General features: G+C 66.4%; 16 protein-coding genes. 10 read left to right on the forward strand and 6 right to left on the reverse strand.

Annotated features, from left to right (window positions below):
- Positions 1 to 87 precede the first annotated feature (87 nt).
- The gene (locus V6M49_RS00620) at positions 88 to 1,029 is read left to right on the forward strand and encodes an EAL domain-containing protein (protein WP_332759440.1); all 942 of its coding nucleotides are present in this window, start codon (positions 88 to 90) and stop codon (positions 1,027 to 1,029) included.
- Positions 1,030 to 1,035: 6 nt separating this feature from the next.
- Here the strand turns inward: V6M49_RS00620 and V6M49_RS00625 are convergent, their stop codons facing one another.
- From V6M49_RS00625 to V6M49_RS00635, 3 genes are all read right to left on the reverse strand, one after another.
- Positions 1,036 to 1,842, reverse strand: a complete 807-nt coding sequence (locus V6M49_RS00625) for a glycerophosphodiester phosphodiesterase (RefSeq protein ID WP_442959681.1) — start codon at positions 1,840 to 1,842, stop codon at positions 1,036 to 1,038.
- Between the two features lie 27 nt (positions 1,843 to 1,869).
- The gene (locus V6M49_RS00630; RefSeq protein WP_332759442.1) at positions 1,870 to 2,118 is read right to left on the reverse strand and encodes a hypothetical protein; all 249 of its coding nucleotides are present in this window, start codon (positions 2,116 to 2,118) and stop codon (positions 1,870 to 1,872) included.
- Between the two features lie 103 nt (positions 2,119 to 2,221).
- Positions 2,222 to 3,040 carry an HAD family hydrolase gene (locus V6M49_RS00635; protein WP_104060211.1) on the reverse strand — a complete coding sequence of 273 codons (819 nt, stop codon included), beginning with the start codon at positions 3,038 to 3,040 and terminating at the stop codon, positions 2,222 to 2,224.
- A gap of 214 nt (positions 3,041 to 3,254) precedes the next feature.
- Between V6M49_RS00635 and V6M49_RS00640 the strand changes: the two genes are divergently transcribed.
- The 9 genes from V6M49_RS00640 to V6M49_RS00680 all read left to right on the forward strand — a co-directional run bounded on the left by V6M49_RS00640 (position 3,255) and on the right by V6M49_RS00680 (position 12,267).
- Positions 3,255 to 4,439, forward strand: a complete 1,185-nt coding sequence (locus V6M49_RS00640; protein ID WP_332759444.1) for an ABC transporter substrate-binding protein — start codon at positions 3,255 to 3,257, stop codon at positions 4,437 to 4,439.
- A gap of 170 nt (positions 4,440 to 4,609) precedes the next feature.
- Positions 4,610 to 4,975 carry a LapA family protein gene (locus V6M49_RS00645; RefSeq protein ID WP_332759445.1) on the forward strand — a complete coding sequence of 122 codons (366 nt, stop codon included), beginning with the start codon at positions 4,610 to 4,612 and terminating at the stop codon, positions 4,973 to 4,975.
- A gap of 172 nt (positions 4,976 to 5,147) precedes the next feature.
- On the forward strand, positions 5,148 to 6,167 hold the full coding sequence (locus V6M49_RS00650; RefSeq protein WP_332759446.1) for a VOC family protein: 1,020 nt from the start codon (positions 5,148 to 5,150) through the stop codon (positions 6,165 to 6,167).
- 6 nt (positions 6,168 to 6,173) lie between these two features.
- On the forward strand, positions 6,174 to 7,136 hold the full coding sequence (locus V6M49_RS00655) for a fumarylacetoacetate hydrolase family protein (protein ID WP_332759447.1): 963 nt from the start codon (positions 6,174 to 6,176) through the stop codon (positions 7,134 to 7,136).
- Positions 7,133 to 8,176: a cyclase family protein gene (locus tag V6M49_RS00660; RefSeq protein WP_332759449.1), complete on the forward strand. Its 1,044-nt coding sequence runs from the start codon at positions 7,133 to 7,135 to the stop codon at positions 8,174 to 8,176. The genes V6M49_RS00655 and V6M49_RS00660 overlap by 4 nt, the downstream gene beginning before the upstream one ends.
- Before the next feature lie 101 nt (positions 8,177 to 8,277).
- A complete protein-coding gene (locus tag V6M49_RS00665; protein WP_332759450.1) occupies positions 8,278 to 9,402 on the forward strand; it encodes an FAD-dependent monooxygenase in 1,125 nt (374 codons plus the stop codon).
- On the forward strand, positions 9,399 to 10,478 hold the full coding sequence (locus V6M49_RS00670) for an amidohydrolase family protein (protein ID WP_332759452.1): 1,080 nt from the start codon (positions 9,399 to 9,401) through the stop codon (positions 10,476 to 10,478). The genes V6M49_RS00665 and V6M49_RS00670 overlap by 4 nt, the downstream gene beginning before the upstream one ends.
- A 12-nt stretch (positions 10,479 to 10,490) precedes the next feature.
- Positions 10,491 to 11,489 (forward strand): fumarylacetoacetate hydrolase family protein, encoded by a 999-nt coding sequence (locus V6M49_RS00675; RefSeq protein ID WP_332759453.1) that lies wholly within the window; start codon positions 10,491 to 10,493, stop codon positions 11,487 to 11,489.
- Position 11,490: 1 nt separating this feature from the next.
- On the forward strand, positions 11,491 to 12,267 hold the full coding sequence (locus V6M49_RS00680) for an SDR family NAD(P)-dependent oxidoreductase (RefSeq protein WP_332759455.1): 777 nt from the start codon (positions 11,491 to 11,493) through the stop codon (positions 12,265 to 12,267).
- On the opposite strand, the gene V6M49_RS00685 is transcribed toward V6M49_RS00680, so the two are convergent.
- The 3 genes from V6M49_RS00685 to V6M49_RS00695 all read right to left on the reverse strand — a co-directional run bounded on the left by V6M49_RS00685 (position 12,264) and on the right by V6M49_RS00695 (position 15,337).
- Positions 12,264 to 13,046, reverse strand: coding sequence for an SDR family NAD(P)-dependent oxidoreductase (locus tag V6M49_RS00685; RefSeq protein ID WP_332759456.1), 783 nt, complete (start codon positions 13,044 to 13,046; stop codon positions 12,264 to 12,266). The two genes, V6M49_RS00680 and V6M49_RS00685, sit on opposite strands and share 4 nt — an antisense overlap.
- Positions 13,047 to 13,118: 72 nt before the next feature.
- Positions 13,119 to 14,081, reverse strand: a complete 963-nt coding sequence (locus tag V6M49_RS00690; protein WP_332759458.1) for a LysR family transcriptional regulator — start codon at positions 14,079 to 14,081, stop codon at positions 13,119 to 13,121.
- A gap of 35 nt (positions 14,082 to 14,116) precedes the next feature.
- The gene (locus V6M49_RS00695; RefSeq protein ID WP_332759459.1) at positions 14,117 to 15,337 is read right to left on the reverse strand and encodes an MFS transporter; all 1,221 of its coding nucleotides are present in this window, start codon (positions 15,335 to 15,337) and stop codon (positions 14,117 to 14,119) included.
- Positions 15,338 to 15,362: the final 25 nt, after the last annotated feature.

A 15,362-nucleotide genomic window follows, 5' to 3' on the forward strand; every position in this document is an offset into this window, starting at 1 on the left:
GTTATTGCGGCGGTTTTGGCGGATTCCGATCCTGCCGGAGCGGCAATACGTCAGCGCCTTAGCAACCGCTTGGGGGAAAACCCCGGTATGCCGGAACGGGCCCTGCTGGAATATCTTCTGGAACGCCGGCAACAAGACACCACAGACGCGGATACGCCCGACACCGCGCGCTTCCCGCAGCCTCCCAGCGCCATGCCGCCACACGTGGCCGAGCAGCTGGATTCCCTGCGCAGCCTGTCGCGGATCAGCGCGCTGCTGGAAAACCAGATGCTGATGACCGCGTTCCAGCCCATCTACGGCCTCGAGTCCAAGGCCGTTGTGGGCGTAGAGGCGTTGTCGCGCTTTGTCAGCGACGACGGCGCCAGCGCGGAACTCTGGTTCGCCGAGGCGACCGCCGTTGGATTGGGCGCCAACCTGGAATTCTCGGCACTCGCAGCCGCAGCCGCCGCTGCCGCAAAACTCCCCCCGCACGTCTACGTCGCCCTGAACATCTCCCCCACGTCATGCCTGGATCCCCGGCTGCCCGAATTGTTCGACCACATCGAGCTGCCAATAGACCGCATTGTGCTCGAATTGACGGACGGAATTCCGGACGAGGAATACTCGCATTTCGTTTCCGCAATTACGCCGCTCCGGGAACGCGGGCTGCGCATTGCAATCGATGACTCACACCCCGGCGCGGGCGCCCTCAGCCGGATGCTCCATCTGCGGCCCGACTTCATCAAGCTGGGCAGGAACGTGATCAGCGGCGTGGACACGGATACGTCCCAGCACGCCCTGGCCGCTTGCCTGGTGGACTTCGCGGAGCAGATCGGCAGTATTCTGGTGGCCGAAGGTGTTGAAACCGCCGAGGAACTGATGGTCCTCACCGAGTTGGGCTTCAGCGCCGGCCAGGGCTACCTGCTGGGCCGGCCCTCGGTGCAGCCGAAGGATTGGGCGGCATGGAATACGCCGCTTGACCCCGACGGGCTCCGCCGCCTCGCCGCCGCAGCCGATCACGGCACCCACGGTCCCGGCGGCTCCGACTAACGCAAGTCAGCTGCCGGGCCACTCGCCTCGCTCCTGCAGGACCTGCTTCAGCAGATCCGCGCGGTCCGTCACGATCCCGTCCACGCCCAGGTCCAGCAACCGGTGCATTTCGGCGGGGTGGTTGATGGTCCACACATGGACCACCAGGCCCAGGGCGTGCGCCCTCCGCACATAGGCAGGCGTTACCACGCGGATCGCCCCGTACCGGACCGGAACCTGCAGCGCCTGGACATCCCGCAACGGACCCCGCAGGACAAATCGCAGCCACGCGGCCGGAAGCACCGGGCCGAAGAGGACAAGCAGCGCGTTCGTCACCATCCCTGCCGACGACGCCACCGGACGGCTCAGCAGCTTCAGCACCGCCCGGCGTCGGCGGTCTGAAAAACTGGCCACCAGGACCCGGTCATGTGCGGCGTGCCGTTCGATGCCGGCGGCAAGGCTTTGCACGGAGTTCCAGTCTTTGACGTCCAGGTTCAGCCGGGTGGCCGGGAAGGCCATCAGCAGGTCATCGAAGAGCGGCACGGGCTCGCGCCCGCCGATCCGCGCGGTGGAAACCTCGGCGGCGGTCAGCTCGGAAATCCGGCCACGGCCGTCAGTGACCCGGTCCAGGGTGTCGTCGTGGAAGAGCAGCAGCACGCCGTCGGAGGTGGTGTGCACATCCGTCTCGAGGTACTCATAGCCAAGTTCGGCGGCGGCCCGGAAGGCGGCCATCGAGTTCTCCAGCCCCTCCCGCGAGAATCCGCGGTGGGCCATGGCGATGGGATGCGAGGGACGGGCAGCACCGCCGGAAGCATCAAAAAACGGCTCAGTCACGTTTGCGAGCGTACCGGAGCCGCTGGGCTATGCGTCCTGCGGCACAATCTCCACGCCGTCACTGCAGTGCAGCAGTGTGCGGCCGTGGCCGTTGTCCAGATCCACCCACACAGCGGTGTGGTCCCAGGTGATGGCGTCCACGAAACCGCTGGTTTCGTATCCCTGGGTGAGGCGGACGCGCACGCGGTCGCCCTCTTTCAGTGCCTTCCAGTGCGCAGCCGGCTCTGCCGGGCGCAGCGGCGCTTCGGCCGCGCGTTGGTTGCCGTTCCTTGCCATGACTTCCCCTTTAGCCGCGGATGTGTATCCGTAGCCCACGGTAGGCGGCAAACGTGAACGGAAGGTGAGCGGAAGCTGTGAATTTCCGGCCACAGAGCCGGGATCAGGACAGCTCTACGCCCAGCGCCGCGAGCCTGGCCTCGAGAACCTGGGCCACGCCGTCGTCGTCAAAGTGGGGTGCCTGCTGCCCGGCGGCGCTGATGGCGTCCGGATGGCCGCTGGCCATGGCGTACCCGTGGCCTGCCCAGCGCAGCATCTCGACGTCGTTGGGCATGTCCCCGAACGCCACGACGTCGGCCGCGTCAATGGACAGGGAGTTGGCGTATTCGGCCAGGGTGACGGCCTTGTTGACGCCGGGGAGGGACAGTTCCAGCATCGCCACGGTGGGCGCGGAGTGCGTGGCGGACGCCAGATGGGCGACGGCGGGCCGCACCGCGGCCAGGAAGTCGTCCGCGGTGCCATCCCTGACAATCGCCAGGAACTTCACGACGGCGTCGTCCGGGGTCAGCGTTTCGGCCAGCGGGGCGGGGGTAAATTCGGCCAGCAGCTCGCTGGTGCCGTTCTCGATGAAACCGGGCTCAAGATGGAATCCGGTCAGTGTTTCCGCGGCGAAGAGCGCGGCGGGGCGCAGTTCCTTGATGATCCGCCGCAGTTCCAGCACCGCGTCAATGCCCAGCGTCCGGGCGGAAACCAGCCGGTCCGCTTCGAGGTCCCACACCACGGCGCCGTTGGAACAGATGACAGTGCCGGTGTGGCCCAGCTGTTCCTCCAGCGGGTGGAGCCAGCGCGGCGGGCGGCCGGTGACAAAAACGAGCTCGATGCCGGCGTCCCTGCAGGCGTGGAAGGCCCGGACGGTGCGGTCGCTGATCTTTCCGTCGTGCCCAAGAATCGTTCCGTCAATATCACTTGCTACCAGCCGCATCCTGCCAGTCTACGTGGGGCGGCGGGCTTCCCGGGCCGTGAAGCCTCCTCCCTGGGCTGGCCTGTTGGAGTCGCCCGGCGACGTTTTTTAACGCCGCGCTACGTTCTGTTGAGCCTTCACGTCGTTGCATGAACGTCCGTGTCCGGTGCCGTTGTGGGGCCTGGGGGCCGTCCGTAACCTCATCTTCAACATCTCCGCAAGCAAAGGAAATACCGTGACAACTCCCCCGGATAACACTCCGCAAAACCAGCCGGCCGCCACCCGCATCGTGGCCGGCCAGGCTTCCGCTCCGAAGCGTCCGCTGGGCCTGAAGATCGGCATCGTGGCCGGAATTCTGGCGCTGGTCGGCGGCGGCGTGGCTGTGGCCTCGGCCGTCTCCGGCAACAACGCCGCCACCTCCGCGGCATCCTCCGCCCCACCGGCCGGCAACCCGGCAGCAGAGCTCAAACTCGGCTACTTCGGCAACGTGACGCACGCACCGGCATTGGTGGGTGTCAGCCAGGGCTACATCGCCAAAGAACTGGGCGATACCAAGCTCAGCACGCAGGTCTTCAACGCCGGGCCCGCCGCGATCGAGGCGCTGAACGCCGGCGCCATCGACGCCACCTACATCGGCCCGAACCCGGCCATCAACTCGTTCGTCAAGAGCGGCGGGGAGTCCATCAGCATCATTGCCGGAGCAGCCGCGGGCGGCGCGCAGCTGGTGGTCAAGCCGGAAATCAACTCCGCCGCGGACCTGAAGGGCAAGACCCTCGCCTCGCCGCAGCTCGGCGGCACGCAGGATGTGGCGCTCCGTGCCTGGCTCGCCACGCAGGGCTACAAGACCAATGTGGACGGCAGCGGCGACGTGGCCATCAACCCCACCGAAAATGCCCAGACGCTGAAACTGTTCCAGGACGGAAAACTCGACGGCGCGTGGCTGCCCGAGCCCTGGGCCTCCCGCCTGGTGCTGACCGCCGGCGCCAAGGTCCTGGTGGACGAAAAGGACCTCTGGGACGGCTCACTCTCCGGCAAGGCCGGCGAGTTCCCCACCACCATCCTGATCGTCAACAAGAAGTTCGCCGCCGAGCACCCGGACACCGTGAAGGCGCTGCTCAAGGGCCACGCCAAGTCTGTTGACTGGCTGAACTGTGCCGCTGCCGGCGAAAAGGCCAGCGTCATCAACGCTGCCCTCAAGGAAGCTGCCGGCGCCGAACTCAAGGCCGACGTGATCGAGCGGTCCCTGAAGAACATCGTCTTCACTGTGGATCCGCTCGCCGGAACTTACCCCAAGCTGCTCAAGGACGGCGTGGCAGCCGGCACCACCAAGCAGGCGGACATCAACGGCATCTTTGACCTGACGGCCCTCAACGAGGTGACCGGCGCGAGGACCTCCGCGGCCGGGCTCGGCAAGGAGTAAGGCTCAGGGTTCAGGCTGCACCGTCACTAACCAGCTCATCCGCAAGGAGCTGCCGTCAGTTCCGTGCGGGTGGGCGGGTTTCCGCGTCTCGACTGCCCTATGTGGGGCTACCAACGTTCGGATGCTCGCCGCATCCCGCCAAATGGCCAGTGCAGAGAGACAATGACCGTATGACCTCAGAAGAACCGCTGCCGCCCGCCGCTGTACCGCCCACACCGGATTCCCAGCCCACGGTTCAGCGCAGCGAGCCCGCGCCTGCACCTAAGACTGCTTCGCCACGCGTCACGCGCGCCGCGGTCATTTGGAGTGCCGTGGCCGTCAGCCTCGCGGTACTGGTGCTCCTGATCATCTTCTTCATTCAGAACCAGGACATGGTCTCGGTCAAGTTCCTTGGCTGGGAGGGCCGGCTTGCCCAGGGCGTGGCGTTCTTCATCGCAGCAGTGGGAGGCGGCATACTCGTGGCGATCGCGGGTGGCACGCGCATCCTGCAACTCCGCCGCACTGAACGACGGCGGCGCAAAGTCAGCAACTTGTAGCGGAGCTGCTCCCCCAATCTCCGCGGACCAACTTCCCACCCCATCTTTCGGGTATCCGCCGGACAGATACTTGATATCAAGAAGTTCCCCTTCCTCGAATATCTGAACTCCTTCAGAGTAGTTCCAAGACCTGCAGCGCCCAGAAGCAGCCAGAACTCAGAAGGACTTCAACGTGGAAACTCCCCTCTCCCATCTTGCCCACCTCGAGATCACCACTCCCGACGTCGAAGCGTCGGCCCGGTTCTACGAGGAAAAGTTCGGCATGCGCATTATTGACCGGGTAAACGGCAACGTCTACCTGCGCTGCTGGGGCGACTACTACCGCTACAGCCTGGTCCTGACCGAAGGACCGGAAGCGTCACTGGGCCGGATGTCGTGGCGGACAAACTCCCAGGCCGCCCTCGAAGCGGCGGCCCAGCGCGTCGAAGCAACGGGTGTCCAGGGCAGCTGGACCGCCGGCGGTCACGGCTACGGCAAGGCCTACGAATTCACCGGCCCCTACGGCCACGCCATGCGCCTCTTCTACGACGTGGACAAGTTCGTCGCGGAGCCCGGGTTCGAGTCCACCTACCCGGACCGCCCGGAGCGCCGCAGCAGCCACGCTGCTGCACCCCGTTTCCTGGACCACGTCACCGTGGCATCTTCCGACGTCCGAGGTTTCGCCAAGTGGTACAACGAAGCCCTGGGCTTCCGCGTTATGGCGTTCGTGGACCTGGACGAGGCGCCCATCACGGTCTTCTCCGTGCTGACCACCAACGAAAAGTCCCACGACCTCGGCGTGGTCCTGGACACCTCCAGCCGTGCAGGCCGCGTCAACCACATCGCCTTCTGGGTGGACGCCACCGAGGACCTGCTCCGCACCGCCGACGTCATGATGGAAAACGGCACCGCCATGGAATACGGCCCGTCCATCCACGGCGTGGGCGAGCAAAACTTCCTCTACTTCCGCGAACCGTCAGGCCTGCGCGTGGAGCTCAACTCCGGCGGCTACCGCAACTACGTCCCGGACTGGGAAGCCAACACCTGGAAGCCCTCCGAAGGCTCCAACAACTTCTACAAGAACGGCGCCATGCCGCACTCCATGACAGAGTCCTTCCCCCCGTCCGAGGGCTTCACCGCCACCGAAGAAGGCGCGTCCCCGGAAATGAAGGAAGCCCTCCTGAACCCGTACGCCAAGCAGGGACGGGGCTGAGGGAATATGCCTGAAGCGACATACTCCCTGGTCCGGTTCCAGGAGGCCGGCGACGGCAAGGCCCGTGTGGGCCTGCTGGCCGCCGGGCGCGTCCTGCCGCTGGACGGAGACATCAACTCCCTGATCGAACATTGGGACACCACCGAAAGCCAGTTGGACACCCTCGCAGCCTCCGCCGGCATGGACACTGGCCTGGCGGTGGCCGAGGTCGAAATTCTCGCCCCCGTGGAACCGGTCCAGGTCCTGCAGACCGGCGCGAACTACCGCAAGCACGTGATCGATCTCGCCGCCGCGCACCGCGAACCGGGCCAGGACGAGGAAGAAGTCCGCGCCAAGACCGCTGCGATGATGGACAAGCGCGCGGGCCAAGGGACGCCGTACTTCTTCATCGGACTTCCGACGGCGGTCGCTTCCGCCACGGAGGATCTCACCCTGCCGGCCTACTCCAAATCCCACGACTGGGAGCTTGAACTGGCGGCTGTCATCGGCAGGACAGCGTTCCGAGTTACCCCGGAGGAGGCACTGGAGTATGTGTTCGGCTACACCATGGTCAACGACATCACCACGCGCGAGTACGTTTTCCGCAAGGACATGCCCGCGATCGGCTCGGACTGGTACCGCGCCAAAAACGCCCCGGGATTCCTGCCCACAGGTCCACTACTGGTGCCGGCCAAGTTCTTCGGCGACCCGCAGGACGTGCGGGTGACATTGAAACTCAATGGCCAGGTCATGCAGGACGAATCCACCCTGGACATGATCTTCGGCGTGGCCAAGCTGGTCAGCGAAGCGTCCCAGATCATGCCGCTGCGCCCGGGCGACCTGGTCCTGACCGGAAGCCCAGCCGGCAATGGCCAGCACTGGGGCCGGCTACTCCAGGACGGCGACGTTATGGAAGGCACCATCACCGGACTGGGCACCCAGCTAATCCACTGCAAGGACGAAGTCCGGGCTGAAAGCAGTCAGCAGTGACCACGCAGCCCACGGCACCCGCCGGCACCGGCAGCGGGGAATCGGCAGTTGATTCCCCGCTGATCCGGCGTGCAGACCCGCTGGGCAGCATCATGGCGGCGGCGTTGAAATACAACAACTGGGGCCGTTGGGGCGACGATGACGTTTTGGGGACCCTCAACTTCATCGGTGCTGCCAAGCGCATCGAAGCGGCGGCGCTGGTGAAAACGGGCGAGGCCTTTTCGCTGTCCCAGCCGTTCGACACTAACGGGCCGCAGAAGGGATGGCGTCGCCGCACCAACCCCGTCCACACGATGACCGACACGGGTGTGGACGCCGAACGCGGCAACCAGGGCTTCCCGCACGGTTTTGGCGGCGCTGACGACGTGATTTCCATGCCACTGCAGTGCTCCACTCAGTGGGACGGCCTCGGCCACATCTTCGACCGCGGCAAAGCATGGAACGGACGCGCTGCCGGCGATGTGGTGACGTCCGAGGGCGATCTGGTGACCGGCATCGAAACCGCTGCGGCCAAGATCGTCACCCGCGGCGTTCTGCTGGACGTCGGCCGTGCGCTCGGTCCCGAGCTGGGAAGGAGCGACGGCGAGCTGCCGGACGGGTTCGCCATCACCCCCGAGCACCTTGAGCGGACCATTGAACTGCAGGGGCCCACCTCCAAAGTGGGGCGCGGCGACATCGTGGTGATCCGCACCGGACAGCACACCCGGGTCCGCCGGGACGGCTGGGGCGACTACGCCGGCGGCTCCGCTCCGGGCCTGTCCTTCAACACCGCGCCCTGGCTGCACCGCAGCGAAATCGCCGGAATCGCCACCGACACCTGGGGCTTCGAAGTCCGCCCCAACGAGTTCGATGGCGCCTTCCAGCCACTCCACCAGATCGCCATCCCCAACCTCGGGCTGTTCCTTGGCGAGATGTGGGATCCGGACGGGCTCGCTGAAGCGTGCGCGGCGGATGGCAGGTACGACTTCCTGCTCAGCGCGGCACCGCTTCCGATTACTGGCGCTGTCGGATCGCCCGTCAACCCAATCGCCGTGCGGTAATGGCGTTCCGGTGATCACCGTCAGGTAGTCGCCAGCGGCACTATATATACAACAGCTACACAACCACCAGCAGTTACGCCGTCAATACAAAGGAGTCAGCGATGGCAGCAGTACGGAACGTCGGAATCGTCGGAGCGGGAGCCGCAGGTCTGACGGCAGCCATCCTGCTGGCCGACGCCGGAATCCAGGTCGAAATTCTGGAAAAAGCCGAAACGCCTCAGACCGTAGGATCCGGCATCACGCTGCAGGGAAATGCCTTGCGGATCTTCCGTCAGCTCGGCATCTGGGAGCAGATCGCGGCGAAGGGCTATGCGTTCAGCACCCTTGGACTGCGCGCCCCCGACCCTGCCGGAACCCTCATCGCCGTGTTGGAAGACATGCGTACAGGCGGCGAGGACCTCCCCGCCACGTTGGGCATGTACCGCCCCGACATGACCGCCATCCTCCGCGAACGTGCTGAGCAGGCCGGAGCGCGGATCAGCTACGGCAAGACCGTCACCGCGGTAACGGACGACGGCGGTTCCGTCACCGTGAGCACCGCCGACGGCGACAACGTCCGTTACGACCTCCTGATCGGTGCCGACGGGCTGCACTCCGCCGTCCGCAAAGCCATCGGCATTGACGTTGAACCCGTGTCCACCGGCATGGGCATCTGGCGTGCCTTCGTTGAGCGGCCCGAGGACGTGGTCCGCACGGACCTTACCTACGGCGGCCCGTGTTTCATTGCCGGCTACTGCCCCACCGGCCCAGACACCATGTACGCCTACCTCGTCGAAAAGGCACAGGAACGCAACCACGAGGACGGCCCCCGCATCATGGCCGGACTCGCCGCAGCCTACGGCGGCCCCTGGAACGAGATCCGCGCCAACCTGGACCACAGTGCCCGCATCAACTACACCCGCTTCACCACCCACCTTGTGGACGGCCCCTGGAACCGCGGCCGCACCGTGATCATCGGCGATGCCGCCCACAGCTGCCCGCCCACGATTGCCCAGGGTGCCGCCATGGCCCTTGAAGACGCCGCCGTGCTGGCGGAACTGCTGATCCAAGCCGACCAGGTCACCGAGACGCTGTGGAAAGAGTTCACCGACCGCCGCCTGGAACGGGCCAAGGCAGTAGTCAACGGCTCTGTCCAGCTGGGCCAATGGATGCTCGACGGCGTCCGCGACGCCGACGTGCCCGGCCTCATCCACTCGGTCTCCAGCATGGTCAAGGAACCCGCATGAGCACCTACCCAGCCGAAGACAGAAGCCCCACCGTAGACGTCCACGCCCATATCCTGCTCCCCGCCCTCCAGCAACTGGTGGCCGAAGCGGATCCCGATAACTTCGCCGCCCAGCAGGCCCTGGAAGTGCGGCGCAACGGGCCGGAATCCATGGCCGCCTCCGGCAAGATGATCAAGGAGCGTTGGCCACAACTGACAGACCTGGACCGCCGGCTCGCGGACATGGACGCCCAGGGGGTGGACGTGCAGCTGGTCTCGCCGTCGCCGTCGCACTTCTACTACTTCGCCGCCGGAGAGCTGGCCCTGCAGGTGGCCAAAGCCGCTAACCAGGCTGTTCGGGACTTCGTGGACCGCGCGCCGGACCGGCTCAACGGCCTGGGCCTGGTCCCGCTGCAGCATCCCTCACTGATGGTGGAAGCGCTCGAGCATGCCGTCCCGGGCTGCGGGCTGCTCGGCGTGGAGATCGGCTCGTTCGCCGCCACGCCGGACCATCCCGAGCGTGGCACCGTTGAACTTTCCGACCCGCGCCTGGAACCCTTCTGGAGCCGGGCCGAGGAACTCGGTGCCCTGGTTTTCCTGCACCCGTTCGGCTGCTCGCTGGATGAGCGGCTGGACCGCTTCTACCTCGCAAACACCGTCTCGCAGCCGGCCGAGAACGCGGTGGCGCTATCACACCTGATCTTCAGCGGCGTCCTGGACCGCCACCCGGGCCTCAAAGTGCTGGCAGCACACGGCGGCGGATACCTTCCCACCACTATCGGACGCTCGGACCACGCCTGGAAGGTGCGGCCCGAGGCACGCACCTGCGCCGCGCCGCCGTCGTCGTACCTGAAGAAGCTGTACTTCGACTCTCTGGTCCACAGCACGGCCGAGCTGCGGGCCCTCGTCGCCGCCGCGGGGCCGGAGCACGTGATGCTCGGCTCCGACTACCCGTTCGATATGGGAGCCGACCTCCCGGTGGACGAGGTCCAGGCTGCCGGGCTCCCTGCCGACGACGAGGCTCTGGTTTTGGGCAGTAACGCACGGACGCTGGGCATCATTGCGGCGGCCGCACTGACCGCCCGACCCAACGCATAAAGGAACACTCACATGGTCAAGATCGCACGCTGGAACCACGACGGCGGGACGCAGTCCGGCTTCGTCAACAACGGAACCTGCTACGCCCTGCCCGCCGGCCAGACCGTCCAGACACTGCTGGACGCCGGACTCGACGCAACGCTGGCTCTCGCCGCTGAAACTGTCGGCTCCGCCGCGCCCGTGCCGCTTGCCGATGTGCAGTTGCTCGCCCCACTGGTACCGGCCACCATCCGGGACTTCGTGGCGTTCGAGGAACACGTCGAAGGGGTCCGGAAAAGCATCGACGGCGTGGCCGGCGTAGTGCCCGAATGGTACGAGGCACCCACCTTCTATTTCACCAACCCGCACACGGTGACCGGCACCGGCGAGGTGATCGGTATTCCGGCCGGGTGCGAAGACCTGGACTTTGAAACAGAGGTGGCTGCCGTCGTCGGCCGCGTTCCGGGGAGCGATGCGCGCAACCTGACCGCCGCGGAGGCACACCGGCATATTTTCGGCTACACGGTCCTGAACGACTGGTCCGCGCGGGACCTGCAGCGCCGTGAGATGAAAGTCAGCCTGGGACCGTGCAAGGGCAAGGATTTCGCCAACACTCTGGGGCCGTGGATTGTCACGGCGGACGAGTTCGAAGCCCGGCACGATGCCGACGGATTCCTGCCCATCTCCATGGCCGTGGAGGTTAACGGCGAAGCCATCGGCCAGGATCTGCTGTCCAACATGGGGTGGCCGTTCGCCGAGCTGGTGGCCTACGCCTCGCAGGATTCCGTGGTACGGCCGGGCGACGTCCTGGGCTCCGGTACGTGCGGCAGCGGCTGCCTGGCCGAGCTGTGGGGGCGGAACGGAGCAAAGACTCCCCCGCCGCTGAAGACCGGCGACGTGGTCCGGATGACAGTGGAAGGCATCGGCAGCATCGAAAACACTGTGGGCGCCCGGCGTGAGGCAGCGACGCGGGTCACTGCCCGGACCCGGCCCCGCAACCGGGTTGCCGCTGCGGTTGCTGCCGGGTCATAGCGTGGTCTCCTTTCAGCTTGAGGGCCGGACGGTTGTGGTCACCGGCGCCGGCCAAGGCCAGGGTGCGGCGGAGGCGCACCTGCTGGCAGAGGCCGGGGCGCGCGTCATCGCCACGGACCTGGCGGGGAACATGCCGGCAGAGTTGGCAGCCATGTCGTCGCCTTCGCCCGGTGAGCTGGTGTACCGGCAATTGGATGTCAGCGACGCCGCCGGCTGGGCCGGTCTGGCTTCCTGGATCCAGTCCCATGGATGGCAGGTGGACGGGCTGGTAAACAACGCGGGGATCACCCAGCGCAGCCGGTTGCTCGATGCCTCGGTGGCCGACCTGCAGCGCGTCTATGAGGTGAACGTCGCCGGAAGCCTGCTGGGCATCCAGGCTCTCGAACCGCTGATGGATACCGGCGCCTCCATTGTGAATGTGGGCTCCGTGGCGGGCCTGACGTCGCACTATCCCGTGGCCTACACCGCCAGCAAGTGGGCCCTCCGGGGGCTCTCCCAGGTGGCCGCCATGGAACTTGGACCGCGCGGGATCCGTGTGAACACGGTCCACCCGGGCTTTATCGAAACGCCCATGACGGCGAGCGCGAAGCCGGAGTTTCGGCAAGCCACGCTGGCCGAAACCCCGCTGGGCCGCACCGGAACCGTGGAGGAGGTAGCCGGCGTCGTATTGTTCCTCCTCAGCCCGCTCTCTTCCTTCGTGACGGGCGCCGAGATCTCCGTGGACGGCGGCCAGTCAGGCCACGGCGGGGCCAAGTCGGTCTCCGACGCCCTGCGCTAGCCGGGCAACACCGCCGACCAGCCGCCGTCGACCATCAGGTTGGCGCCCGTCACGTATGAGGCTTCATCGGAGGCTAGGAACAGCGCGCATTTGGCCACTTCTTCGGGCGTGCCGATCCGGCCCAGCGGGATGCTGCCGGCGATGGTGTGCATGGGGTGGTCGGCGGCCAGGAGGTTGCCCTCGGTCGCTGCGGTGCGGATCATCCCGGGGCTGACAGTATTGACGCGCAGTCCATGCGGAGCACCCTCGGCCGCGAGCTGCCGGGCCATGGCCACCACGGCTCCCTTCGTGGCCGTGTGGGCCAGCCGGCCGTTAGTCATGGAACCGGTAACTGCTGCTGTGGATCCCACCAGCACCACCGCCGAGTTCTGAGCCTGGATCAGGTGGGGCCAGAAGTATTTGACCGGCAGGAACACCACATCCATCTCGTGTTCCACATTCCATTTCCAGTCGGCAAACGTGAGCTGCTCCACCGGGGCGAAGCGGGTGACGGCAGCGTTTGCGTACAGGATGTGAACCTGGCCGTGCTCTGCAGCCACGTCCCGGGCCCAGGCTGCCACGGCTGTTTCGTCGGTGAGGTCAACCCGGCTACTGCTCATCCGCCCGCCGGCCGCGGTGACGGCCTCCACTGTGGCCGCGGCGCCGTCGTCGTCCATGTCGCAGCCAATCACCATGGCTGCTGCCGCAGCAAAGGCGAGCGCCGCGGCCCTGCCCTGGCCGCTGGCCGTTCCGGTGATGACCGCGGTCTTGCCGGCCAGGCGCTGGCTGGAAATTGGCATGGGAGGTCCCTTCGAAAGCATCTTTCTTCGACTCTCGCAGGGATGGCCTCGACGGGGAACAGCGCTTTGGCTCTAGGTGGTATCCGCCGCACGAATAGTCACCGGGTGGGCGCTTATGGGGAAGAGCTCGTGCAGCCGGGCGCAGGAACGCTGGACCACGGAACGAAGCCAGACGCTGGCCGGGTCTTCCGCCTGCGACGGGTGCCAGTACATCGCCTCCACCAGGGACGCTTCGGTTCCCTCGGAGAACTCCAGCACAACGATGTCCGCGCCGCGCTGGGCCCGTGCCGCCAGCATCCGCGGAACCAGCGCCACCAGGTCGGTCCCTTCGACCAGGAGCGGAAGGGACAGGAAACCGGCCACCACCGCGGCCACGCGGCGCTGTACACCCCGGGACTCGAACAGTTTGTCGGCCGGGGTGGTGATTCCTTCACCGAAATAGCCGACGGCGTGGGGCACCGTGGCCAGGTCCGCCAGCGTGAGCCCGGGCTGCTGGAGCAGGGGGTTTGAAGCGTCGGCGATGGCCACGAAGCTGTCCCGGAACACCTGTTTGCTGGCGCCCTGCATGTGGTATCCGGTGGGCCCCACGAGGAGGTCGATCTTCGAATAGTCGGCCATTTGGCCCTGGAACCCGGAACCGGCTGTGGGGACGAAGTCCACTGACACGTTGGGGGCCTCGTCCCGCAGGATGCCGCGGAGCGGACCCACGATCAGGGCTGCCGCGTAGTCCGAGGCAGCGATGATGAACTCCCGCTCACTGGTTACGGCGTCAAAACCGGACCGCACGCGCGTGGCCCGCTGGATGTGAAGCATGGCTTCATCAACCAGCGGGACCAGCGACTGCGCAAAGGGTGTCAGGTCATACGTGCGGCCGTTCCGCACCAGGAGTTCGTCGTCGAAGTGGCGCCGGAGCCTGGCCATTGCGGCACTGGTGGCGGGCTGGCTGAGCTGCAGCCGCTCGGCCGCCCGGGAGATGTTCCGCAGTTCCAGCAGGACCTGAAGCTGGGGCAGCAGGTTCAAGTCCAGGTTCTTCATACCCACAGGTTATCCGTCCACGGGCTTCCGCCCTCCTAGTGGCTGAGGGGCACCAGCCGCGGTCCCCGGACCAGGACGGCAAGGAGCGCCACCGCGCACGCGATTCCCAAAGCACCCAGGGCATACCCCAGGCTGCCCAGAGCGGCCGCGGCCGCTCCGAGGACGATCGGGGTCAGGAACTGGCCAATGAACAACGTACCGGTCCAGATGCCTGTGCCACGTCCCCGCTGCCGGAATTCAAGGCCATTGACGGCCCACGTCAGCAGGGTGGGCAGCAGCACACCGGTTCCTGCGCTGGCAATGACCGCCCCGGCGATAGCCAGCGGCACGTTGCCCGCAACAGAGACCAGGGAGAGTCCGACGGCGGCCAGCCCGAAGGCGAGTGCCAGCAGGTTCCGTGTGCCCAGCTTCGCCAGGAAGCGGAAGGAGATGGCGCCCGCAGCGGTGGCAAGGGACGCGACAGCTGCAGCGAGTCCAATAAGCGCTGCATCGCCCACGCCCAGTCCCGTGATGACGTACGGCAGGTGGACGATGAGCGCATAGAAAACGATCCCGCCGAACAGCGTCACCGCGGCGGGGGCACCGATCTGCCGCCATGGCACCGGGGTGCGGGCCGCCGTCGTGCGCTGGCTCTTTGCGGGCTCCCAAAGCTTGAAGACCATGGGGATAACGATCACCGCGCTGACCGCATAGAGCCAGAACGGCGTCCGCCAGCTGATACTGCCCAGGGCACCGCCGAGGGCGAAGAACGCCGTTGCCGCGAGCGCGCTGACCATGGTCTGGAGGCCCAGGTATTTGTTCCGCTGTCCGCCGGCGTAGTAGTCGGTGATGAGGGTGGTGCAGCAGGTCATGATGGCTGCTTCCGCGATCCCCACACCCACCCGGGACAAGGCGATGGATTCGAGAGTGTCCAGCCACAGCGGCGCCGTCCCGAACGCGGCGTAGGCCAGCATGGCGAAGACCAGCAGCTGCTTCCGGCCCACCCTGTCGGCAACGTAGCCGGCGAGCGGCGAGAAAAGCGCTACGAACAGCGCTGGCAGCGTGAGGGTAAGCGGCACCAGGATGGCAACGCCGGGGGTGTCTGCGAACGCCTGGTTCAAGGTAGGGAGGATGGGCGCCAAAAGAACGGCACCCAGCACCGGCATGCAGCTGCCGGCAACCAGGAGGGTCGCCGGCAGCCGTCCGGCTGTCCGCGTGGCCGTGGGACCGGGTGTCCCGTTCCTGGTTTCAGTGCCCGTGAGCTGAATATTCTCCATTGAATTTTCCTTAGCCTCTTGATGG

Origin of the sequence: Pseudarthrobacter sp., assembly GCF_036675385.1 — a bacterium.
In the GTDB taxonomy this organism is placed as follows: domain Bacteria; phylum Actinomycetota; class Actinomycetes; order Actinomycetales; family Micrococcaceae; genus Arthrobacter.